The following is a 20706-nucleotide window of genomic DNA, read 5'->3' as shown; positions in this document are numbered from 1 at the left end:
CTCCGGGCGGTCACGTCGGAGTGCCGGCGGGCGCGGGCCCGCGCGGTGCCATCGTGAAGGTCCTGCAGAGGTGATGGTGAGCAGCACGAGAAAACCGGCCCAGGCCAAGCGGCCCAAGGGCTCCAAGGCCGAGATCAGCTACGACCTCCTGCGGGCCCGCATCCTCGACGGCACGTACGGCCCCGGCTACCGCCTGGTCATGGACCAGCTCGCCAGGGAGACCGGCGTCAGCACGATCCCGCTGCGCGAGGCCGTGCGCAGGCTGCAGTCCGACGGGCTGGTCGAGGTCGTGCGCAACATCGGCGCCCGGGTCGCCGTCTTCGACTCGGTGCAGGTCGAGCACACCCTCAACGTGCTGGCCCGGCTGGAGGGCTACGCCACGGCCATCTGCGCGCCGCACATGGACGCGGCCAAGATCCAGGAGTCGCGGGAGATCAACGAGCGGATGAAGGAGGCACTGGAGGAGTTCGACCCCACCTCCTTCACCGCCCTCAACCGCGAGTTCCACTTCTCGCTCTACCGCCACTGTCCCGACGAGCACCTCAACGCGCTGCTGGAGTCGGAGTGGGCCCGGCTCGACCACATGCGCCGCTCCAGCTTCACGTACGTGCCGGGGCGGGCGCGCAAGTCGGTGGAGGAGCACGACCATCTGCTGAGCCTGATCGAGGGCGACGCCGAGGCGGAGGTGATCGAGCAGGCGGCCCGCAACCACAAGATCGCCACCGCGGACGCCCTGCACACCGCCCAGGTCTCCCGTCAGCACTGATCTCGCGGCACCGACGTCTGGTGGCGGGCCTCAGGGGCGGCGGGGCTCCAGGCTGAAGACCGCCCACTCCTCGCCGGGCGCGAGCCCCGCCAGCTCGCGCCCGCACTCGCGCAGCGCCTGCGGGCCCGAGGTGATGTGCTGGGCGCCGGCGTGCGCGTCCCGGAACAGGCGCTGGAGCAGGCCGTCGCGCAGCGCCGTCGTGCCGCCCGAGGTGTAGGCGAACCCGGCCACGTCGGTGAGCGTCGAGGTGGCGTGGTTGAGCGCGAGCCGCACCATCGTCTCCTGGCGGGTGGACAGCGGGCCGCCCGCGTCCAGGGTGCGTGCGGTGTCGTCCCACGTCTCGCGGACCAGGGCGCGGGCCGCCCGGTGGGCCGCCTCGGCGCGGGCGAGACCGGTGTGGAAGGTGTCGCCGGCGGCGAGCTGTCCCGGCCGTCCCGCGCGGGCGGCGACGTGCCGGACCAGCTCGTCCAGCAGGCGGCGGCCGACGCCGAGCGCCCAGGCGGAGTGGCAGATCAGCGCCTGGTCCAGCAGGCCGAGCCGGTAGATCGCGCCGCCGCGCAGCGGCTCCCGCTGGGCGAACGGGTGCGTCCGCGACTCCGGCACGAAGGCGCCGTCGATGGCGTAGTCGACGCTGCCCGTGGCGCGCAGGCCCAGGACGTCCCAGTTGCCGAGCAGCTTGGCGTCCTCGACCGGGGTGATGAAGATGCGTTCCTCGCCGGTGCCCTCCACGACGCCCAGGCTGTGCACGTACCGGGCGTGCGGCATGGCCGAGGCGAAGCTCCACCGGCCGGTCAGCCGGAAGCCGCCGTCCTCGGGCACGGCGGTGCCCGGCCGGGTGCCCTGCCCGGCGAACAGCGGCGTACGGGGGCCCCGGAAGATGTCCTCGACGGCCTCGTCGCCCAGGTAGGCGCCGCCCGTGCCGTTCTCCAGGGTGGTGGCCATGACCACCCAGCCGGTCGAAGGGTCGGCGTAGGACAGCTCCTCGAAGACGGCGAGCAGCTCCGGCGGCGACAGCTCGGCGCCGCCCAGCGGGGCGGGCAGCCACACGTCGAACAGCCCCGCCTCGTGCAGGGCCGTCACGACGGGCTCGGTGAGCCTGCCCAGCGCCTCGGCCTCGGCCGCCTCGCTCTCGATCAGCGGGCGCAGGTCGCGGGCGCGGTCCAGGTGGTGGGGGCCGGCGGAGTGCAGTCGTGGCTTGTCGTTCATGTCCCGGTGCTCCTGTTCGTGATCGTCGGCGGTCCTTACTCCGTCAGATCACGTCCCCGCCCGGTTGTCCATCCTGCGCCGGGAATCGCGGCCCGCACCCGGATGAGGGGGTGGCTTTGCATGTTCATGCGTTGCAATGCATAATCTTCTTCTATGTCCAAGGTTCTCACCTCCCTGCCCACCGGCGAGCGGGTCGGCATCGCCTTCTCAGGCGGTCTCGACACCTCGGTGGCCGTCGCGTGGATGCGCGACAAGGGCGCCGTCCCGTGCACCTACACCGCCGACATCGGCCAGTACGACGAGCCCGACATCGCCTCGGTGCCCAGCCGCGCGCTGGCCTACGGGGCCGAGCTCGCACGCCTGGTCGACTGCCGCGCCGCGCTGGTCGAGGAGGGCCTGGCCGCACTCACCTGCGGCGCGTTCCACATCCGCTCGGGCGGCCGGGCGTACTTCAACACCACGCCGCTCGGCCGGGCCGTCACCGGCACCCTGCTGGTGCGGGCCATGCTCGAGGACGAGGTGCAGATCTGGGGCGACGGCTCCACGTTCAAGGGCAACGACATCGAGCGGTTCTACCGCTACGGCCTGCTGGCCAACCCCCACCTGCGCATCTACAAGCCGTGGCTCGACGCCGACTTCGTCACCGAGCTCGGCGGGCGCAAGGAGATGTCGGAGTGGCTGCTCGCCCACGGGCTGCCCTACCGCGACAGCACCGAGAAGGCGTACTCGACCGACGCCAACATCTGGGGCGCCACCCACGAGGCCAAGACCCTCGAACACCTCGACACCGGCATCGAGACCGTCGACCCGATCATGGGCGTGCGCTTCTGGGACCCCGAGGTCGAGATCCTCCCCGAGGACGTCACCATCGGCTTCGACCAGGGCCGCCCGGTCACGATCAACGGCAAGGAGTTCGGCTCCCCGGTCGACCTGGTCATGGAGGCCAACGCGATCGGCGGCCGGCACGGCCTGGGCATGTCCGACCAGATCGAGAACCGCATCATCGAGGCCAAGAGCCGCGGCATCTACGAGGCCCCCGGCATGGCGCTGCTGCACGCCGCCTACGAGCGCCTGGTCAACGCCGTCCACAACGAGGACACCCTGGCCACGTACCACAACGAGGGCCGGCGGCTCGGCCGGCTCATGTACGAGGGCCGCTGGCTCGACCCGCAGGCGCTCATGCTGCGCGAGTCGCTGCAGCGCTGGGTCGGCACGGCGATCACCGGCGAGGTCACCCTGCGGCTGCGGCGCGGCGAGGACTACTCGATCCTCGACACCACCGGCCCGGCCTTCAGCTACCACCCCGACAAGCTGTCGATGGAGCGCACCGAAGACTCCGCGTTCGGCCCGGTCGACCGCATCGGCCAGCTCACCATGCGCAACCTGGACATCGCCGACTCGCGCGCCAAGCTGGAGCAGTACGCCACGCTCGGCATGGTGGGCACCACCCACCCCGCGCTGATCGGCGCCGCCCAGGCGGCCTCGACCGGCCTCATCGGCGCGATGCCGCAGGGCGGCGCCGAGGCCATCGCCTCGCGCGGCGAGGTCTCCGAGGACGAGGAGCTGCTCGACCGCGCCGCCATGGAGCTCGGCACCGACTGACCGCGCCCTCGGGCCTTCCGGGCCTCCTGGGCCTCCTGGGCCGCCGCCGCGCGGCCCGGGGCGTGGCGCGCGGACGCCACGGGTACGCACCGGAGATGATGATCGACGAGCGGGACGGCGCGGACGTCACGCCCGCCACCGACTGGCTGCTCGGCCCGGTGTCCCGCGAGGAGTTCCTGCGGGACCACCAGGGGCGGCGGCATCTCCTGCTGCGCAGGCGGTCGCCCGGCCACTACCGCGAGCTGTTCTCGCTGGCCCGCTTCGACGAGCTGCTGTCCGGCTCCGGCCTGCACGCCGGGGCCGTGCGCGTGGTCCGCGACGGCCACGCCGACGGCGGCGCGGCCGGGCTGGAGGACCTCTACGCCCGCTACCGCGACGGCTCGACCCTGATCCTGCCCTCGGTCCACGAACGGTGGCCGCCGCTGCGGGAGCTGTGCCGGCGGCTGGCGGGCGAGTTCAGCGCGGAGTGCCGGGTCAACGCCTACCTCACACCGCCGCGGGCACGCGGCTTCGGCGTCCACCGCGACTCCCATGACGTGTTCGTGCTGCAGGTGGCCGGGGCCAAACGCTGGCGGATCCACGAGGACGCCTGCCACGAGTTCGACCTGGGCGAAGGGGACCTGCTCTACCTGCCGCGCGGCCTGCCGCACGAGGCCGCCTCGGCGCAGGGCGCGTCCCTGCACCTGAGCGTCGGCGTCCATCCCCTGACCTGGGCCGACGTGCTGCTGGCCGGGTGCGAGGCGGCCGTCTCCGCCGACTCCGCCTTCCAGGAGCCGCTGCCCTTCGGCTTCGCCCGTACGATCGGCGGCCGGGCCGCCGCACGCGAGCGCATCCGGGAGCTGACCGCCCGCCTGGGAACCGCCCTCACCCCGGAGAGGCTGGCCGACGATGCGGTGGACATGGCGTTGCTCGCCGAGGGCGACCGGCTGGACGGCCATCTGCTCGACCTCGCGGGCCTGGCCCGCCTCGACGCGGGCACCGCCGTCCGGTGCCGCCCCGGCCTGCGCTGGGAGAGCAGGCGGGACGCCGGCACGCTGGTCCTCGCCTTCCACGGCAAACGGCTCAGCCTGCCGGCCCGGCACGAGGCGGCCTTCCTGCGCATGGCGGACGGCGAGCCCTTCACGGCGGCCGGTCTGCCGGGGGAGGACGGCCTCGCCCTGGTACGCCGCCTGGTCGAGGAGGGGTTCCTGACCCTGGCGACGTCAGGCTGACCCGGCGGGCCTGCGGAAGACGCAGCGCACCACGTGCCAGTGTTTGGGCTCGTCCCTGGCGTCGATGCCGTCGTAGCGGTCCTCGCGCAGGACGACCGGCTCCAGCCCGGGGAACAGCGCGCCGGCCTCGGGGGCGCGCAGGAACGTGCGCCCCGGCCGCCCCGCCCAGGCGTCCTCGGGACCGAAGAACGTGCAGCACAGCACGCCGCCCGCGGCCAGGCCGCCGGCCATCGCGGCCGTCACCCGGCGGACGTCGGCCCTGGGCAAAAAGGGCAGGACGTGGATCGCGACCATGAACGAGTAGGCCCCCGCCGCGACCGGTACGTCACGGACGTCGGCGTGCACGACCCGCAGCCGCGGGTGCCGCCATGCCGCCGCCAGCGCGAGGGTGCAGGGGTCGGTGTCCACGGCCTCGACCGAGAAGCCCAGCTCCAGCAGGAAGCGGGTGTCGTTGAGCGGGCCCGCGCCGATGTCCAGCGCACGACCGCGGACGCCGCCGAGCACGCCCAGCGCCTCGACGACGAGCGCGTTGGGCCCCCGCCCCGCCCGCAGGGAGGCGTAGGTCACGCCGCCGCTAGCCGCTCACCTTGAGGACGCGCTGCTCGACCAGCACCTCGGCCAGGGCGACCCGCTCCTGCCCGGTCAGGCCGCCGGGCAGCTCCCGCACGTAGAAGGCGCCGGTGCGGGCCACGAACTCCAGCGCGGGTGCGGCGATCATGCTGGCGCCCACCAGCGGTTCGCCCGACGGGGAGAGCAGCTCGACCTGGTTCCCGTCGCGGCGGGTGGTGAGCAGCCCGGCGCGCTCGTTCACCACGCGGCGGGTCAGCGTGACGGTGCGATGGTCGTACCAGACGTCGGGGAGCGGGCAGCCGAAGAGCTCCTCGTAGCGGTCGCGGAACTCGGCGAACGTGGCCACCGGGGTCTCCTCGGCGGGCTCGTCCCGCACGCCGGGGTCGTTGCTCGGGCTGTGGTGGACGTACCGGCCGAAGTAGGTGCGGCAGAACTCGGTGTACAGGCCGGTGAACAGGATGAAGTGATGCCAGGCGTCGTCGACGCGCGTCGAGTGCATCATCCAGATCCGCGACCGGTCGACCTGCGTGAGCACCAGGTACTTCTTCGCCTCGGCGAACAGCTCATCGGCCTCCTCCTCCGTCGCGGCGACACGCTCCTTGACGAGCCGTTCGAGGAGGTAGGGCGCCTGGTGGTCGAGCGCGGCGAGCGGGGTGTCGGTGATCATGGCGGTTCCCCTACTCCGGCGTCGACTTCCTGCGGCAGGACGAGAGGCACACGCTGCTGCAGTCCCGGCAGGTCATGCAGGGGCTGTGGCAGTCGGCGCGCTCGGTCTTGACCCGCAGGTGCAGCCGGCCCGCCCGGATCTCCCCGGCGTCCTCGGCGACCTCCGAGGTCAGCGAGGCCTCCGCCGTGCCGGCCTGCCGGCGGACGACCTTGGCGTCCCGGCGTACCCACAACACCTTCGCGCCGAAGAGCAGGATGCTCTCGGGCACGTTCTCGATGTGCAGGACGTCGCTCAGCGGGATGTCGAGGGCCGAGTTCAGATCCTCCAGGCTGGGATACAGCGTGACGCATCCATCCTGGTACGGCGGGCCCACGTAGCCCCAGAACGTCATGGCGTCCGGGGAACCCTCCTGGAGCAGCTTGACCAGGAGAGGATGCGCCTCGGGCCCTTGTACGGCTGTGCTCATGGCGGTGCTCCTCGTTCCCGGCGAGCGTGACATCCCGGACCCGGGAGCGGCGGCGCGCCGCGCCGCCGCTTTGCCGAACCCGGGGCCGCGCCGGGCGGGCTCAGCCGAGGTCGGCCTGTGACGCGCCCGGAGCGTTCGCCTCGGCGAAGACGCCCACCTGCTCGGACGCCGGTGACGGCGGCTGCTCCATGAGCGCCTGGATCGCGGACCTGCGCTTCTCCAGGCCCGCCTCGTCGATGCTGATCCGCCGCCGGTTCCGGCTCTTGTCTTCGGTCATGCTCGGCAACCGTAGTGAGCCGCACGTCAACGCGGGGCAACGGCACCGTCTTGTTTGGGCGGGGTCGCCCCGCCGGCCCGGCGCCCTCACCTGGTCTGTTCCGGTTTTCCGCCATCGAGGTCGGCGGCCGAGCCCCATGGTGGCCCGCTTCCCGCCTGCCTAGCGTTGACCCCGTGATCAGTCTCGACGGTTTGACCAAACGGTACGGCGACCGGACGGCCGTGGACGACCTGTCGCTGGAGCTGAGGCCGGGCACGGTGACCGGGTTCCTCGGGCCCAACGGCGCGGGGAAGTCCACCACCATGCGGCTCGTCCTCGGGCTGGACCGGCCCTCGGCGGGCACGGCGCTCATCGGCGGCCTGCCGTACCACCGGATCAGGAACCCGCTGCGGACGGTCGGCGCGCTGCTCGACGCGCGGGCGCCGCACCCCGGGCGCAGCGGGCGGGCGCACCTGACGGCGCTGGCCCGCAGCAACGGGATCCCCGTGCGGCGGGTGGCCGAGGTGCTGGAGAGCGTCGGCATGGCCGGCGCGGCGGGCCGCCGTGCCGGGGCGCTCTCGCTCGGCATGAACCAGCGGCTCGGCATCGCCGCCGCGCTGCTCGGCGACCCGGAGGTGCTGCTGTTCGACGAGCCCGTCAACGGGCTCGACCCCGACGGCGTGCGGTGGGTGCGGCAGCTCATGCGGTCGCTGGCCGCCGAGGGCCGCACGGTGTTCGTCTCCAGCCACCTCATGAGCGAGATGCAGCTCACGGCCGACCACCTGGTGGTCATCGGCAAGGGCCGGCTGATCGCCGACGCGCCCCTGGCCGAGGTCATCGGGCGCAGCTCGCTGACGGCCGTGCTGGCACGCACCCCGCACGCCGGGGAGCTGGCCGAACGCCTGCGCGCCGCCGGGATCGCCGCCGAGCGCGTCGCCGAGAACGAGGTCGTCGCCACCGGCGCGCCCGTCGAGCGGGTGGGCGACCTGGCGCACGAGGCCGGGATCAGGCTGCACGGGCTGCGCGCCCGGGAGGCGTCCCTGGAGCAGGCCTACCAGGAGCTGACGGAGAGCAGCGTGGAGTACGGGACGACGGGAGCCGGCGCGTGACGAGCACCTTGTGGCGGGCGGCGTGGGCCGAGTGGGGGAAGTTGTGGTCGGTCCGGTCCACGTGGTGGTGCCTGGCCGGCGCGGCGGCGCTCATGGTGCTGACCGCCGTGACGCTGGCCGCGGCCGCCGCCACCGACGCGGTGCGCGACGGGGCTCCAGGCGTGCGGGTGACGGCGAGCGAGTCCGTGGTGTCGGCCACGTCGTTCGTGCAGTTCGCGCTGGTCGCCCTGGCCATGCTGGCGATCACGGCGGAGTACTCCTCCGGCGGCATCAGGGTCACCCTGCTGGCCACGCCCGTGCGCGGGCTGGTGCTGGCCGCCAAGGCGCTGGTGGTGGCACCGGTGATGTTCGCCGCCGGGGTGCTGTCGGGGGCGGTGGCGACGGCGGCGGTCTACCTGGTGCTGCAGGCCGACGCGTTCGGCGGGGTCGTCGTGCTGCCGTTCGGCGAGGTCGTGCGGGACGTGGCGGGCGCGGGCGCGTTCTTCGCCCTGGTGTCGGTGATGACGCTCGGCGTCGGGGCCGCGATGCGCAGCGCGGCGGGCACGCTGACCGTGGTGTTCATGCTGCTCCTGGGCCTGCCGCTGGTGCTGCTGATGACCGGGAGCCAGGCGGCGCTGGACGCCTCGCTGCGCATGCCGACGTTCGCCGGGCTGGCGTTCATGGGCAGCGTGGACAACCTGACCGGCGGGCCCGTCCCGTACCCGGCGGGGGAGGGGCTGGCCTGGCTGCTGGCCTGGACGGCGGCGGCGCTGGCGGCGGGCTACACCGTCCTGCGCCGCCGCGACGCGTAGGCGGCGGGCCCGTGCCACGACGCCTTGGCTTCGGGCCTGTGCCGGGCAAGGCGCCGGGACGCCTAGGCTTCGGGCCTGTGGTGGACAAGCGGGAGAATGCGGGCAGCAGGGCCGCAAAGGCGCTGGTGGGGGTGCTGGCGGGCATGGCGCTCGGCGCGGTCGAGCTGGCCTTCCTCTGCGTGGCCTGGCCCGCGTCGCTGGTCCCGGCCGCGCGCCCGCCGGTCAGGCGCGGCGTGGCCGGGCTCCTGGCGCTCGAACGCGTCCGGCTGACCAGGTGGTTCGACCACCCCGAGCCCACCCGCGACGGCGGTTGCGCCTACCTCGCCGCCCGCGCCGCCCTGGGCGTGCTCGGCGGGTACGGCTGCGCCACCGCCCTGTTCGTCGGCCTCCTGCTGCTCGCGGGCGGCGCGTGGGAGCTGATCAGGGGCGGCTCGGACGCCGTCCCCGTCGAGCTGCCGGGCGTCAAGATCGTCACCACCGGCGGCATGCTCGGCCTGACCGGCGGCGTGGCCCTGCTGGCGGTGACCGCGCTGCTCGCCCTGGCCGTCGGCGTCCTGGAACGCCGGCTGGCCGCCCACTTCCTCGGCCCCGGCGGCCGGGAGCTCATGCGCCGCCGCATCGCCGAGCTGACCGCGACCCGCTCGGGCATCGTCCGGGCCGTGGACGACGAGCGCCGCAGGATCGAACGCGACCTGCACGACGGCGTCCAGCAGCGCGGCGTGGCCCTGGCCATGCTGCTCGGCCGGGCCAGGCACAGCCACGGCCAGGACCACGCCAGGAGCGCCGAGCTGGTCGACCAGGCCTACGCCGAGTCCCGCCGCCTCCTGGACGAGCTGCGCAGCGTCGCCTGGCGCATCTACCCCACCGCCCTGGACGAGCTGGGGCTCAAGGCCGCGCTCGCCGGCGTCGCCGAACGCGCCGCCGTGCCGGTCACCGTCCACTACGGGCCGGCGGCCCGGCCCGCCACGGAGATCGAGACCGCCCTGTACTTCGTGACCAGGGAAGCGATCACCAACGCGGTCAAGCACGCCCGCGCCCGTGACATCCTGGTCGTCGTGAGCGAGGACGAACGGACGGTGAGCGTGGCGATCTCCGACGACGGCGAAGGCGGCGCCGACCCCGCGGGCGGCGGCCTGTCCGGGCTGGCCCGCCGCGTCCTGGCGCTCGACGGCGTGTTCACCGTGGACAGCCCGCCCGGCGGGCCCACGAAGATCGTCGCCACGCTGCCGAAGGAGCCGCCGTGCGGCTGATCCTGGCCGACGACTCCGTGCTGCTGCGCGAGGGCCTGACCCGGCTGCTGGCCGAGGCCGGGCACGAGGTCGTCGCGGCCGTGGCCGACGCGCCCGCGCTGCTGGCCGCCGTCGCCGATCAGCGGCCCGACGTGGCGGTGATCGACGTGCGCATGCCGCCCGGCCACAAGGACGAGGGCCTGCGGGCGGCCCTGGAGATCCGCGCGCGGTGGCCCGAGGTGGGCGTGCTCGTCCTGTCCCAGTACGTCGAGCCCCACTACGCCGCCACCCTGCTGGCCGGGCCCGCCGAAGGGCTCGGCTACCTGCTGAAGGACCGGGTCTCGGAGGTGGCCGACTTCCTCGGCTCGCTCGACCGCGTACGCGCCGGCGGCACGGCCTTCGACCCCGAGGTCGTGCGGCAGCTCCTGGCCCGCACCAGTCACGCCGACCCGCTGAGCCGGCTGAGCCCGCGCGAGTCCGAGGTGCTGGCGCACCTGGCCCAGGGGCTGGTCAACGCGGCCATCGCCGAGCGCCTGCACGTCTCGGCGTCCACGGTGGAGAAGCACGTCAACGCCATCATGGACAAGCTCGACCTGCCGCGCGACACCGGCTACAGCAGGCGCGTGCTGGCGATCCTGCGCTACCTGGAGGGCTGACCCGGAGACCGGGCCTCAGACCTCGATCACGCGGGGCAGCGCCGGAGGGTTCGGCCGCGGCTGCCACTCGCGCGGGTAGCCGAGCGAGACCTCGATGAACGGCACGCCGTCGTGGTGGGTCAGGCGCGGGATGTGCAGGTGACCGTAGACGACGGCGGCGGCGTCGTAGTCGAGGTGCCAGCGGGCGGTGCGCTCGGTGCCGCACCACTGGGCGAACTCCGGATAGCGCAGGATCCGGGTCGGCTCGCGGACCAGCGGATAGTGGTTGACCAGCACGGTCGGCAGCCCCGGCGGCCGGGCGGCCAGCCGCGCCTCGGTCAGCTCGGCCCTGGCCGCGCACCAGGCGTCCAGGCCGGGGTGGGGGTCGGGGTGGAGCATGACCTCGTCGGTGCAGACGATCCCCGCCTCGTAGGCCGTCGCCAGGGACTCCTCCTTGGTCGTCGCGCCCTCCGGACGCCAGGTGTAGTCGTACAGGACGAACAGCGGCGCCACCGTGACCGGGCCGCGCGCCCCCTCCCAGACCGGGTACGGGTCCTCGGGCGTCAGGATGCCCAGGTCGCGGCAGAGCTCCACCAGGTACTGGTAGCGCTCCTCGCCGCGCAGCTGCACCGGGTCGCGGGCGGGCGTCCACAGCTCGTGGTTGCCCGGCGCCCAGACCACCTTCGCGAACCGGCCGGCCAGCAGGCGCAGCGCCCAGGCGATGTCGGTCGTCAGCTCGCCGACGTCACCCGCCACGAGCAGCCAGTCGCCGTCCGACCCTGGGCGCAGCTCCTCGACGAACCTGCGGTTGTCGGGATGGTGCACGTGCAGGTCGCTGACGGCGAGCAGACGGGGAGCGATGATCACGTCTCGGATCGTACGCCGCCGTGCGGCCTTCCATGATGCCGACCGTCCGTCCGGGGGCACGGACGGCCTCCGGGTTGGCCGCGTCGCCGGCGGGTAGGTACGTCACCTGCCCGCACCCGGAAGAGGACCAGCCATGACGACCGCGCCGACCCTCGTGCTCTCCGACGGCCGCCCCATGCCGCGCCTGGGCCTGGGCACCTGGCCGATGGACGACCGCCAGGCCCGCCAGGCCGTCGGCCACGCGCTCTCGCTCGGCTACCGGCTGATCGACACCGCCGCCAGCTACGGCAACGAGAAGGGGGTGGGCGCGGCAGTCGCCGAGTCGGGCGTGCCGCGCGAGGAGCTGTTCGTCACCACGAAGCTGCGCGGCGCCCAGCACGGCTACGACCTGGCGCTGCGCGGGTTCGAGGAGAGCCGCTCCCGCCTCGGCCTCGACCACGTCGACCTCTACCTGATCCACTGGCCGCTGCCCGGCCACGGCCTGTTCGTCGACACCTGGAAGGCGTTCGTACGGCTGCGCGAGGAGGGCCTGGCCCGCTCGATCGGCGTCTCCAACTTCACCCCGGAGCAGATCGAGCGGGTGGTCGAGGCCACCGGCGTGTGGCCCGCGGTCAACCAGGTCGAGCTGCACCCCGGGTTCCCCCAGCCCGGCCTGCTCGCCTGGCACGCCGGGCACGGTGTCGTCACCGAGTCGTGGAGCCCGCTCGGAGCCGGCGGCAAGCTGCTCGACGACCCGGCCGTCACCGAGGTCGCCGCCGCGCACGACCGCACCCCCGCGCAGGTCGTGCTCCGCTGGCACGTGCAGCTCGGCGCCGTGCCGATCCCCAAGTCCGCCGACCCCGGGCGCATGCGCCACAACCTGGAGGTCTTCGACTTCGAGCTGTCGGCCGAGGAGATGGCGCGCATCTCGGCCCTGGGCGGCGCGGGCAGCCGGCTCGGCGGCGACCCCGACCACCACGTGGAGTTGTAGCGCGGGTCAGCGTTCGTAGACGATCCTGCCGTCCACCATCGTCATCGTGACCGGCACCGCGGGCAGGTCGGCCGGGTGCGCGTCGAGCAGGCTGTCGTCCAGCACGCACAGGTCGGCGACCTTGCCCGGCTCCAGCGAGCCCTTCCACGACTCCGCGCCCTCCTGCCAGGCCGGGGTGACCGTGTAGGCGCGCAGCGCCTGGTCGAGCGCGAGCCGCTGGTCGCGGGCGCCCTCGACGGCCCACCGGGTCGCGGCCGCCGCCACGCCGTGCCGCCAGTCGGGGGTGAGCATGGGGGCGTCGGAGCTGAGGCTGAGCCGTACGCCGGCGGCCAGCGCGTCCCGCACCGGCCAGGCGTGCCCGAGCGCGGCCTGGCCCAGGGCGTCGCGGAGCATGGGGGAGGCGGCGGCGGCGATGCCCGGCTGGGTGGTCAGGCCGATGCCGGCCGCGGCCATCGTCTTGAGGGTGTCCGGATGCAGGACGTCGCCGTGGACGAGGTAGTGGCGCCGCCCGGGGGCCCCGGCCAGGGCGCGGGTGACGGTCCTGGTCGCGCGGCTGCCGGTGGCGTGCACCGCGACCTGGTGCCCGGCCGCGGCGGCGGTCTTGATCATGGTGGTCAGCGCGGTCTCGCGCTCGTCCTCCGAGCCGCCCTCGACCAGCGGGGCACCGTGCGTGCCGTCCTCGTACGGCTCGTCGCTCCAGGCGGTGCGCATCGGCGGGATGCCGTCGGCGAAGATCTTCACCCCGGCGACCTTGAACCAGCCCGGCACCTCGGCGGGCGGCGTCAGGTCGCGCAGCCCGGAGACCAGGTCGGGCAGCGAGCTGCGCCCGCCCACCTCGGCGAAGAGCAGCAACGCGCTCACCCGCGCCTTCAGCTCGCCCCGGGCGGCCATCCCGGCGTACTCGCGCAGGACCTCGACGCCGAACCGCCCGCCGCCTTCGTGCTCGCAGGGACCGAGCCCGGGCTCGGTGTAACTGGTGATGCCCAGGGAGGCCAGCAGGTCGCCGGCGCGCTGGATCGCCGCCCGGCGTTCCTCCGCCTTCCCCAATCGGGAGTCGGGCACGAGGTCGCCGGTGCCGGTCAGGCGGTCCAGCAGGAGGTCGGGCCAGCGCAGGCCGAGCCAGGCGCCGTGCAGGTGGGTGTCGTTGATGCCGGGCAGCACCGATCTGCCGCGCAGGCGGACGACCCGCGTCCCCGGGCCGACCATGGCCTGGACCTGCAGTGGAGTGCCGACCCTGACGATGCGCCCGTCCTTGATCGCGATGCCGGACGCGAGGTGGCCGGCCGGGTTCATCGTGTGGACGACGCCGCCGGTCATGACCAGATCCGCCGACCTGTTGTCAGCCGCAGATTTCATATCCGCTCCGCTCTGGACACTCTCATTTCCATCCGCATAACGTACATGGAATCAGATACGATTTCGTGCCGGGAGGTGACGATGCCTCTACCTTTCGAGGCACGGCGCATCATCGATCGGGCCCGTCGCGGACCGGCGCACGCGCCGTCGCCCGACGCGGCCGGCGACCACCGCCGGAGCCGCTGATGAACGCTCCCGCGGACGATGTCCTCGACGTGCGGGGCCTCAGCGTCTCCAGGGGAGAGGTCCCCGTCGTGCACGAGGTCAGCCTGGGCGTCGCGCCCGGCACGGTCACCGTGCTGCTCGGCGCGAACGGCGCGGGCAAGACCACCCTGCTCGACGGCATCGCGGGCCTGGCCCCCGCCGCCGCCGGAACGGTCACGCTCGCCGGCACGCCGCTGACCGGCCTGCCCACCTACCGCCGCGCCCAGGCCGGACTCGGGTACGCCGAGCAGGCCCGCACCGTGTTCCGCACCCTCACGCTGGAGCAGAACCTGCTGGTCTCCGGCGACGGCGACCCGGCCATGGTCTACGACCTCTTCCCCGAGCTGGACCGCAGGCGCACGCTGCCGGCCGCCAACCTGTCCGGCGGCGAGCAGCAGATGCTCGTCATCGGCCGGGCGCTGATCGCCGGGCCCAAGGTCGTCCTCATCGACGAGATGTCGCTCGGGCTCGCGCCGGTCGTGGTCCGCCGCCTGATGGGCTCGGTGCGGGAGCTGGCCGAGCGCGGCATCGGGGTGCTGCTCGTCGAGCAGTTCGCCAACCTGGCGCTGGAGATCGGCACCCGCGCGTACGTGCTGCGCAAGGGCCGGGTCGTCTTCGAGGGCCCGTGCGAGGAGCTGCGCGGGGCCGAGGACCGGCTGCACGAGTTCTACTTCGGCGCCGTCACCGACGACGGCCTCGCGCGGGCGGCCGGCACGGAAGGCGGGAGCTGATGAACGCGCTGCTGAAAACCTGGGGTCCCGGGCTGGGGCTGGCCGTGGCGGCGTGCGCGGTGCTGCCGTGGGTGTTGCCGCCGTACTGGATCTACCTGGCGATCGCGGCCGTCGTCAGCGGCGTGCTCATGCAGAGCTACGGCGTGATCGTCGGGCGGGCCGGGGTCATGTCGCTGTGCCAGATGTCGTTCGCGGCGATCGGGGCCTGGGTGGTGCTGCGGCTGAACCTGGCCGACGCGCCCGGCGGCCTCCTGCTGTGGCTGGTGCTCGGCGGCCTGGCGGCCGTGCCGGTGGGCGTCGCGATCGGGCTGCCCGCGCTGCGCATCCGGGGCGTCAACCTCGCCGTCGTCACGCTCGGCTTCGCCGTCTCCACCGACATCGTGCTCAACGCCAACCAGTTCCCCGGCACGGCCGAGCTGAAGACCGTCGTGCGGCCGGGGCCCTTCTCCTCCGACGCCGCGTACTTCGTGCTGGCCATGACCGTGTTCGTGCTGATCGCCGTCGGGCTCGCGCTGGTCAACCGGACCAGGATCGGACGGTCCTGGCTGGAGTTGCGGCACTCCGAGCGGGCGGCGGCGGCACACGGCATCTCCGTGGCGCGCAGCAAGCTCACGGCCTTCGCCATCAGCGCGTTCATCGCCGGTATCGGGGGCGGGCTGATGGCGGGGCAGCTCGGCCTCGTCGTATCCGGAAATTTCGCAATGATGCAGTCGCTGGCGCTGTTCGCGGTCGCCGTGCTCATCGGGCCGCACAACACCGAGGGCGCCGTCCTGGGCGGCATCTTCGGCGCGGTCATGGCCACGATCCTGGAGAAGCTGCGCCTTCCGCAGGACCTCGGCGGCATCCTCTTCGGCGTCATGGCGATCTTCGCCCTGCGCAGCGGGGTGAGCCAGACCGACTTCACCCGGGCCCGCAGGCGCGAACGGGCCGCGCGCCCCCTGCTGGAGGCCGCCGCCCCCGCCGAGGAGCCCGTCCCCCTTCCCCCGGCCGCCGGCGAGGGGAACGTGCTGGAGGTGCGCGGGCTGAGCGTGCGGTTCGGCCAGGTCGTCGCCCTGGACGGCGTGGACCTGACCGTGCCCGCGCTCGGCGTCTGCGGCCTGATCGGCCCGAACGGCGCCGGTAAGTCCACGCTGATCTCCGCGGTCACCGGCTTCGCCGCCCGCTACGAGGGCTCGGTCGTGCTCGCCGGGCAGCCCCTCGACCGGCTCAGCCCGAGCGTCCGGGCCCGGCGCGGGCTGCGGCGCACGTTCCAGACCACCGCCATCGCCTCGGAGCTGACGCAGGAGGAGTACCTGGCGATCGTCGCCGGGCGGCGCCTGCCCGCCGCCGAGACGGAGGAGGTGCTGCGCTTCTTCGGCTGCCCGCCCGGCGAGGTGCCGGTCTCGATCCTCGACGCGGGCACCAGGAGGCTGCTCGACGTGGCCGCCGCGATCGCCGCCAGGCCGAAGGTCGCGCTGCTCGACGAGCCGGCCGCCGGCCAGTCCGCCGCCGAGTCGCTGCGGCTCGGCCGCCGCCTGGCCCAGGTCCCGGCCCGCTTCGGCGTGTCGATCCTGCTGGTGGAGCACGACATGGATCTCGTACGAGCCGCCTGCGGCCAGGTCACCGTGCTGGACTTCGGGCACGTGATCGCCTCGGGGCCGACACTCGACGTCTTGGACGCACCGGCCGTCAGGGCCGCCTACCTCGGGACCGTCTTGGAGGAGACATCATGAAACGCGTACTCGTGGCTCTGCCCGTCCTCGGCCTGCTGACCGCTCTGACGGCCTGTTCCGGCGGCTCGGGCACCGACGGCCCCATCAAGGTCGGCACGATCAACGGCGTCACCGGGCTGTTCCAGACCCCCGAGGTGCCGCAGGCGGTCAAGGCCGTCTTCGAGGAGGTCAACAAAGCCGGCGGGATCAACGGCCGCAAGATCGAGCTGATCAGCAAGGACGACGCGATGAACCCGCAGCGCTCCACGGAGGCGGCGCGCGACCTGATCGACTCCGAGGAGGTCGTCGCGCTGGTCGGCTCCTCCAGCGCCGTGGACTGCGGGCTCAACCGCGCCACCTACAGCAAGTCGCAGATCGTCTCCATCCCGGCCGTCGGCGTGGACCCGGCCTGCTTCACCAGCCCGAACATCGCCCCGGTCAACCCCGGCCCGTTCAAGCTGCTGACCGCGATGCTCTACTACGCCTCCGAGACGCTCAAGCGCGACAAGGTGTGCCTGGCCTTCACCGTCCTGCCGGGCAGCGGCGGCGGCATCGACGCGGCCATCAAGGAGTGGAGCGACATCACCGGCAAGACGCTGACGGTCAAGGACACCTCGGTCGGGCAGGGCGACCCGACGCCGTACCTGGTCAAGCTCAAGGGCGCCGGCTGCCAGGCGGTCATCTACAACGCCCAGGTCGGGCCGTGGTTCGCCCAGGCCAAGACCCAGGGCATGCAGGACGTCGACTTCATCCTCATGGCCAACGCCTACACCGACGCCAACGCCGCCCTCATCCCGGCCGGCATGAACGCCCAGGCGGGCACCGAGTGGCAGCCGTACACCGACGAGACGCTGCCGGGCAACGACCGGTGGGCGAAGATCGTCAACGACAACAAGATCCAGAAGACCGCGTTCAGCCAGGGCGGCGTGATGGCGGCCGACGTGTTCGTCCAGGTCCTCAAGACGATCAAGGGGGACATCACCCGGGAGTCGGTGACCAAGGCGTTCAAGGAGATGCAGCCCATCACCTACCCGATGGTCGGCACGCCCTGGGTGTTCGGCCCCGGCCAGACGCACAACCCCATCGAGGGCAGCCGCTTCGTCAAGGCCGAGAACGGCAAGTGGACGGTGCTGCCCGAGGGCTTCATCGTCCCGAAGCGGAACGGCTGATGCTCGACTCCGTGGTCGCGGGTCTGACCAGCGGCGGCGTGTACGCGCTGCTCGGGCTCTGCGTGGTCCTGACCTACCGGCTGGTCGCCGTGGTCAACTTCGCGATGGCGGCGGTGGGCGCGATGGGCGCCTTCGTCATGGTCACCCTCACCGACGCCGGTCTGAACGTCTGGCTCGCGCTCCCGCTCGGGGCGCTGGCCGGCGGGCTGGTCTCGGCGCTGCTCGGCCTCGGCCTGGTGCGCTGGTTCGGCGAGCACGGCCTGCGCACGAAGGCGGCCGTCACCGTGGCGGTGTTCGTCGCGCTGATGTCGGTCGGGTTGCGCCTGTTCGGCAACAACACCAGCGGCGCGCGGCGCTTCCCGCAGCCCTTCGACGCGCCCGCCTTCACCGTGGGCGAGGTGGTCGTGCCGCAGGCGGTCCTGGTGTCGCTGTCGTTCGCGGTGCTCATCACCGTCGGAGTGGGGCTGCTGCTCGGGCGCACCCGGGTGGGGCTGCGGCTCCAGGCGCTGTCGGAGCGCCCGGCCACCGCGCAGGTCGTCGGCATCCCCGCCCCCCGGCTCGCCCTGGCCGTGTGGGTGGCCATCGGGGCGGTCAGCACGCTGGTCATCGTCCTGGTCGCGCCCCGGCTCGGCGGCGACTTCTCCACCCTCGGCAACCTCGTCACGACCGCGCTGGCGGTGGCCATGGTGGGGGCGTTCAGCAGCCTGTGGCTGACGCTCGCGGGCGGGCTGCTGCTGGGCTGCCTGGAGGGGGTGACGGCCTCGCTGGAGGCGGTCCAGCAGTACCGGGGGGTGCTGCCGTTCCTGGTCATGGTGGCGTTGTTGTGGTGGCGCAGCCGCCATCAGGTCTGGGACTCGGAGGCGAACGTATGACCGTGAAGGTCCCCCAGCGCCAGATCGGCGCGCACGGCCCCGAGGCGTCGGTGCTGTCCCTGGGGTCCTGGCACACCTACGACCGGATGGACTTCGGCGCGGCCGTCGAGCTGCTGCGGCACGCCGTGGAGATCGGGGTCAACCTGTTCGACGTGGGCGTCTACGGCCTTCCGGGACAGCGGCCGGTCTTCACCGACGTGCTGTTCTCGGCCATGGTCAGGGCCGCCGGCCTGGTCCGTGAGGACTACCTGCTCTCGGTCAAGCTCTGGCTCGACGACCACCCCGGACGTCCGCTGCGCGAGCAGCTCGAACGCGCGCTGCTGCGGGCCGGCACCGACCACGCCGACCTGGCCGTGGTGGGCGACGTCCACCGCGAGGACCTCGACCTGCGTCGGCTGGCCCGCGAACTGGCCGCGCTGGAGGCGGAGGGGCTGCTGGGCTGCTGGGGCGTCAACAACTGGTCGGCCACCTCGATCCTGACGATCCGCAACCACGCCCGCGACCTCGGCTCGCCGGGGCCGCAGCTGGCCCAGCTCAAGTACAACCCGTGCCGCCGCTCGATCCCGGAGGGGGTGCCGTTCTCCGAGGTGTTCGACGCGGGCGTGTCGTTGCAGGCCAGCGACGTGCTCGAAGGCGGGCTGCTGGCGGGCAGGGAGACGCCCGCCCGGCCGGTCTTCCCCGACCCCGGCGGCGTGCGCGAGCGGGCGGCGACGGCCGCCGCCGGGCTGGCCGAGGTGGCGGCCGGGCTGGAGGCGACGCCCGCGCAGGTGTGCGTGGCGTTCTGCCTCACCCATCCGGCGGTGGCCAGCGTGCTGTTCGGGGTCACGAGCAGGGCCCAGCTCGCCGACAACGCGGGCGCGCTCGCCCTGCTCGACCGGGTCGGCCCGGCGCGGCTGCGCGAGCTGGCCGCGCCGTTCTGGGCCGACGCCGACACGGTGGACCCCGAAGGGCCCTGACGTCCTCCGCCTTCCCGCTCTCAGCGCGGCGCCTGGACCAGGCCCGCGCCCAGGTCCTCGGCGTCGGCGTCCGGGACGAACACGTCCGTCGCCGCGGTCAGCAGCAACCGCCCGGTGACGGCCGCGGCCCGCGCGCCGTCGCTGCGCGCCCGCAGCTCCTGCCACCACAGCGCCGCCGCCCCCGCCACGTGCGGGGCGGCCATGCTGGTGCCGCTCTTGCTGGTCAGCCCCCCTCCGGTACGGGCCGAGACCACGTCCACGCCCGGCGCGCACACCTGCGGGAAGGTGTTGGAGAAGCGCGCGACCGCCAGCCGCCCGGACGGCTGCCGCTGCACCGCGCCCACGGCCATCATGCCCTCGGCGGCCGACGGCAGCTCCGGCCCGACCTCGAAGTCCGGCCGCAGCTCCCGGTGGCTGGCGTTGCCCGTGGCCGCGACGACGATCGTGCCCGTGCCGAACGCCGCCCTGGCCGCGATCATCCGCATCAGCGAGTCGTAGAGCCGCAACGTCGCCCGGTACGACTCCAGCGCGATCGACGTCGCCAGGAACTGCGGCAACCCCCGATCCTCAAGCTGGCGGATGGCGGCCGGGAAGTCGATGCCGAGCGACATGGTGATGACGTCGGCGTCGTTCCCCAGCGCCCAGAGCAGGCCCTTGACCGTCGCGGCGGTCGAGCCCTTGCCGTCGTCGCCGAGCACCTTGCCGATCAGCGCGCGCTCGACGCCGGGCGCGACGCCGATGCGCATGCCGTCCACCGGGCGGCCGAAGACGGTGCCGGCGCAGTGGGTGCCGTGGCCGACCTTGTCCCCGAGGCCCGACCCGGTGAAGTCCTGCTCCACCAGCGTCACCCCGGTGAAGGCCGGGTGGGCGGCGTCGATCCCGGTGTCCAGGACGGCGACCACCGTCCCCGCCCCCGTACGGGAGGAGGCGTCGGCGCCCAGCGCCCGCACCCCCCACGTGACCTGGGCGCCGGCCTCCGGCCCCGGCGGCGGCGCGTCGACGTCCTCGGGCGCGCCCGGGACGGTGGTCGGCATCGGCCGGGCGACCGCGGCCACCGAAGGGTCCCGCGCGAGGTCGGCCACCTCGCGCTTGCCGAGCCCGGTGACCTCGACGTGCGGCTCGCCCGGCGTCTCGACCGCGGCGGCGCCCGGCTCGAACGGCGCGGCCATGCGGGTCCTGCTCAGATCGCGCAACACGATGAACTGGTCGGCCATCGTCTTCCCCTCCTGGAAGTAGCCCACCCCTGTGATGTCAGGCGTACTCCCGCCGGGGCCGCCTGGCAACAGTCCTCACCGTCGCGGGGGGGGGGCGCGGGGGGGGCGCGAGGCGGCCCGCGCGCCCCCGCCCCCCCGCCCCCCCCGCGCCCCCCCCGCCCCCGCGCG

21 protein-coding genes are annotated in these 20706 nt (G+C 73.7%); 13 read left to right on the top strand and 8 right to left on the bottom strand.

Going from position 1 to position 20706, the window contains the following annotated elements; translation table 11 throughout:
- Positions 1-73 precede the first annotated feature (73 nt).
- Positions 74-766, top strand: a complete 693-nt coding sequence (locus AB0J97_RS48915; RefSeq protein ID WP_364103508.1) for a GntR family transcriptional regulator — start codon at positions 74-76, stop codon at positions 764-766.
- Positions 767-796: 30 nt separating this feature from the next.
- Here the strand turns inward: AB0J97_RS48915 and AB0J97_RS48910 are convergent, their stop codons facing one another.
- Entirely contained in the window at positions 797-1972 is a 1176-nt protein-coding gene (locus tag AB0J97_RS48910) for an acyl-CoA dehydrogenase family protein (protein ID WP_364103505.1), read from the bottom strand.
- 153 nt (positions 1973-2125) lie between these two features.
- Between AB0J97_RS48910 and argG the strand changes: the two genes are divergently transcribed.
- Together argG and AB0J97_RS48900 are read left to right on the top strand one after the other, a co-directional pair.
- Positions 2126-3574 (top strand): argininosuccinate synthase, encoded by a 1449-nt coding sequence (argG, locus tag AB0J97_RS48905; RefSeq protein WP_357707601.1) that lies wholly within the window; start codon positions 2126-2128, stop codon positions 3572-3574.
- A 95-nt stretch (positions 3575-3669) separates the two neighbouring features.
- Positions 3670-4785: a cupin domain-containing protein gene (locus AB0J97_RS48900; protein WP_364103501.1), complete on the top strand. Its 1116-nt coding sequence runs from the start codon at positions 3670-3672 to the stop codon at positions 4783-4785.
- Here the strand turns inward: AB0J97_RS48900 and AB0J97_RS48895 are convergent.
- The 4 genes from AB0J97_RS48895 to AB0J97_RS48880 form a co-directional block, all read right to left on the bottom strand.
- On the bottom strand, positions 4777-5352 hold the full coding sequence (locus tag AB0J97_RS48895; protein WP_364103498.1) for a class I SAM-dependent methyltransferase: 576 nt from the start codon (positions 5350-5352) through the stop codon (positions 4777-4779). The genes AB0J97_RS48900 and AB0J97_RS48895 overlap by 9 nt on opposite strands.
- Before the next feature lie 7 nt (positions 5353-5359).
- Positions 5360-6022 carry a hypothetical protein gene (locus AB0J97_RS48890; RefSeq protein WP_364103494.1) on the bottom strand — a complete coding sequence of 221 codons (663 nt, stop codon included), beginning with the start codon at positions 6020-6022 and terminating at the stop codon, positions 5360-5362.
- Between the two features lie 10 nt (positions 6023-6032).
- On the bottom strand, positions 6033-6488 hold the full coding sequence (locus AB0J97_RS48885) for a hypothetical protein (protein WP_364103491.1): 456 nt from the start codon (positions 6486-6488) through the stop codon (positions 6033-6035).
- Positions 6489-6588: 100 nt separating this feature from the next.
- Positions 6589-6765 carry a hypothetical protein gene (locus AB0J97_RS48880; RefSeq protein WP_357707609.1) on the bottom strand — a complete coding sequence of 59 codons (177 nt, stop codon included), beginning with the start codon at positions 6763-6765 and terminating at the stop codon, positions 6589-6591.
- Between the two features lie 173 nt (positions 6766-6938).
- Between AB0J97_RS48880 and AB0J97_RS48875 the strand changes: the two genes are divergently transcribed.
- The 4 genes from AB0J97_RS48875 (at position 6939) to AB0J97_RS48860 (ending at position 10529) form a co-directional block, all read left to right on the top strand.
- Complete coding sequence (locus tag AB0J97_RS48875) at positions 6939-7853, top strand: ATP-binding cassette domain-containing protein (RefSeq protein ID WP_364103488.1); 915 nt, start codon at positions 6939-6941, stop codon at positions 7851-7853.
- Positions 7850-8644: an ABC transporter permease gene (locus tag AB0J97_RS48870; protein ID WP_357707611.1), complete on the top strand. Its 795-nt coding sequence runs from the start codon at positions 7850-7852 to the stop codon at positions 8642-8644. Before AB0J97_RS48875 ends, AB0J97_RS48870 begins: the two co-directional genes overlap by 4 nt.
- Positions 8645-8721: 77 nt before the next feature.
- Positions 8722-9894 carry a histidine kinase gene (locus AB0J97_RS48865; protein WP_364103484.1) on the top strand — a complete coding sequence of 391 codons (1173 nt, stop codon included), beginning with the start codon at positions 8722-8724 and terminating at the stop codon, positions 9892-9894.
- Positions 9885-10529 carry a response regulator transcription factor gene (locus AB0J97_RS48860; protein ID WP_364103481.1) on the top strand — a complete coding sequence of 215 codons (645 nt, stop codon included), beginning with the start codon at positions 9885-9887 and terminating at the stop codon, positions 10527-10529. Before AB0J97_RS48865 ends, AB0J97_RS48860 begins: the two co-directional genes overlap by 10 nt.
- Positions 10530-10544: 15 nt before the next feature.
- Here AB0J97_RS48860 and AB0J97_RS48855 read toward each other — a convergent pair whose 3' ends face one another.
- Complete coding sequence (locus AB0J97_RS48855; RefSeq protein ID WP_364103533.1) at positions 10545-11372, bottom strand: metallophosphoesterase; 828 nt, start codon at positions 11370-11372, stop codon at positions 10545-10547.
- A 136-nt stretch (positions 11373-11508) separates the two neighbouring features.
- Between AB0J97_RS48855 and AB0J97_RS48850 the strand changes: the two genes are divergently transcribed.
- On the top strand, positions 11509-12345 hold the full coding sequence (locus AB0J97_RS48850; protein ID WP_364103478.1) for an aldo/keto reductase: 837 nt from the start codon (positions 11509-11511) through the stop codon (positions 12343-12345).
- Between the two features lie 6 nt (positions 12346-12351).
- Here the strand turns inward: AB0J97_RS48850 and AB0J97_RS48845 are convergent, their stop codons facing one another.
- Positions 12352-13701 carry an amidohydrolase family protein gene (locus tag AB0J97_RS48845; protein WP_364103475.1) on the bottom strand — a complete coding sequence of 450 codons (1350 nt, stop codon included), beginning with the start codon at positions 13699-13701 and terminating at the stop codon, positions 12352-12354.
- 185 nt (positions 13702-13886) lie between these two features.
- Here AB0J97_RS48845 and AB0J97_RS48840 point away from each other — a divergent pair, with 185 nt between their 5' ends.
- From AB0J97_RS48840 to AB0J97_RS48820, 5 genes are read left to right on the top strand one after another with little or no spacing between them, the layout of a single operon-like run.
- Entirely contained in the window at positions 13887-14636 is a 750-nt protein-coding gene (locus AB0J97_RS48840) for an ABC transporter ATP-binding protein (RefSeq protein ID WP_364103472.1), read from the top strand.
- Positions 14636-16348, top strand: a complete 1713-nt coding sequence (locus AB0J97_RS48835) for an ATP-binding cassette domain-containing protein (protein ID WP_364103469.1) — start codon at positions 14636-14638, stop codon at positions 16346-16348. The genes AB0J97_RS48840 and AB0J97_RS48835 overlap by 1 nt, the downstream gene beginning before the upstream one ends.
- Positions 16345-17496 carry an ABC transporter substrate-binding protein gene (locus tag AB0J97_RS48830; protein ID WP_364103467.1) on the top strand — a complete coding sequence of 384 codons (1152 nt, stop codon included), beginning with the start codon at positions 16345-16347 and terminating at the stop codon, positions 17494-17496. Before AB0J97_RS48835 ends, AB0J97_RS48830 begins: the two co-directional genes overlap by 4 nt.
- Positions 17496-18368 (top strand): branched-chain amino acid ABC transporter permease, encoded by an 873-nt coding sequence (locus tag AB0J97_RS48825; RefSeq protein ID WP_364103464.1) that lies wholly within the window; start codon positions 17496-17498, stop codon positions 18366-18368. Before AB0J97_RS48830 ends, AB0J97_RS48825 begins: the two co-directional genes overlap by 1 nt.
- Entirely contained in the window at positions 18365-19324 is a 960-nt protein-coding gene (locus AB0J97_RS48820; protein ID WP_364103461.1) for an aldo/keto reductase, read from the top strand. Before AB0J97_RS48825 ends, AB0J97_RS48820 begins: the two co-directional genes overlap by 4 nt.
- A gap of 20 nt (positions 19325-19344) precedes the next feature.
- Here AB0J97_RS48820 and AB0J97_RS48815 read toward each other — a convergent pair whose 3' ends face one another.
- Positions 19345-20538, bottom strand: coding sequence for a S8 family serine peptidase (locus AB0J97_RS48815; RefSeq protein WP_364103458.1), 1194 nt, complete (start codon positions 20536-20538; stop codon positions 19345-19347).
- Between the last annotated feature and the right edge of the window lie 168 nt (positions 20539-20706).

Source organism: Nonomuraea sp. NPDC049607 (genome assembly GCF_040675375.1).
Taxonomy (GTDB): domain Bacteria; phylum Actinomycetota; class Actinomycetes; order Streptosporangiales; family Streptosporangiaceae; genus Nonomuraea.
Note: the sequence above shows the minus strand (reverse complement) of the source record. Positions and strands in the feature narration are given on the sequence as shown.

Bases quoted from the DNA above. Each gene is read 5' to 3' on its own strand.
- AB0J97_RS48915 (WP_364103508.1), top strand. From the start codon at position 74: ATGGTGAGCAGCACGAGAAAACCGGCCCAGGCCAAGCGGCCCAAGGGC.
- AB0J97_RS48910 (WP_364103505.1), bottom strand. From the start codon at position 1,972: ATGAACGACAAGCCACGACTGCACTCCGCCGGCCCCCACCACCTGGAC.
- argG (WP_357707601.1), top strand. From the start codon at position 2,126: ATGTCCAAGGTTCTCACCTCCCTGCCCACCGGCGAGCGGGTCGGCATC.
- AB0J97_RS48900 (WP_364103501.1), top strand. From the start codon at position 3,670: ATGATGATCGACGAGCGGGACGGCGCGGACGTCACGCCCGCCACCGAC.
- AB0J97_RS48890 (WP_364103494.1), bottom strand. From the start codon at position 6,022: ATGATCACCGACACCCCGCTCGCCGCGCTCGACCACCAGGCGCCCTAC.
- AB0J97_RS48885 (WP_364103491.1), bottom strand. From the start codon at position 6,488: ATGAGCACAGCCGTACAAGGGCCCGAGGCGCATCCTCTCCTGGTCAAG.
- AB0J97_RS48880 (WP_357707609.1), bottom strand. From the start codon at position 6,765: ATGACCGAAGACAAGAGCCGGAACCGGCGGCGGATCAGCATCGACGAG.
- AB0J97_RS48850 (WP_364103478.1), top strand. From the start codon at position 11,509: ATGACGACCGCGCCGACCCTCGTGCTCTCCGACGGCCGCCCCATGCCG.
- AB0J97_RS48845 (WP_364103475.1), bottom strand. From the start codon at position 13,701: ATGAAATCTGCGGCTGACAACAGGTCGGCGGATCTGGTCATGACCGGC.
- AB0J97_RS48840 (WP_364103472.1), top strand. From the start codon at position 13,887: ATGAACGCTCCCGCGGACGATGTCCTCGACGTGCGGGGCCTCAGCGTC.
- AB0J97_RS48835 (WP_364103469.1), top strand. From the start codon at position 14,636: ATGAACGCGCTGCTGAAAACCTGGGGTCCCGGGCTGGGGCTGGCCGTG.
- AB0J97_RS48830 (WP_364103467.1), top strand. From the start codon at position 16,345: ATGAAACGCGTACTCGTGGCTCTGCCCGTCCTCGGCCTGCTGACCGCT.
- AB0J97_RS48825 (WP_364103464.1), top strand. From the start codon at position 17,496: ATGCTCGACTCCGTGGTCGCGGGTCTGACCAGCGGCGGCGTGTACGCG.
- AB0J97_RS48820 (WP_364103461.1), top strand. From the start codon at position 18,365: ATGACCGTGAAGGTCCCCCAGCGCCAGATCGGCGCGCACGGCCCCGAG.
- AB0J97_RS48815 (WP_364103458.1), bottom strand. From the start codon at position 20,538: ATGGCCGACCAGTTCATCGTGTTGCGCGATCTGAGCAGGACCCGCATG.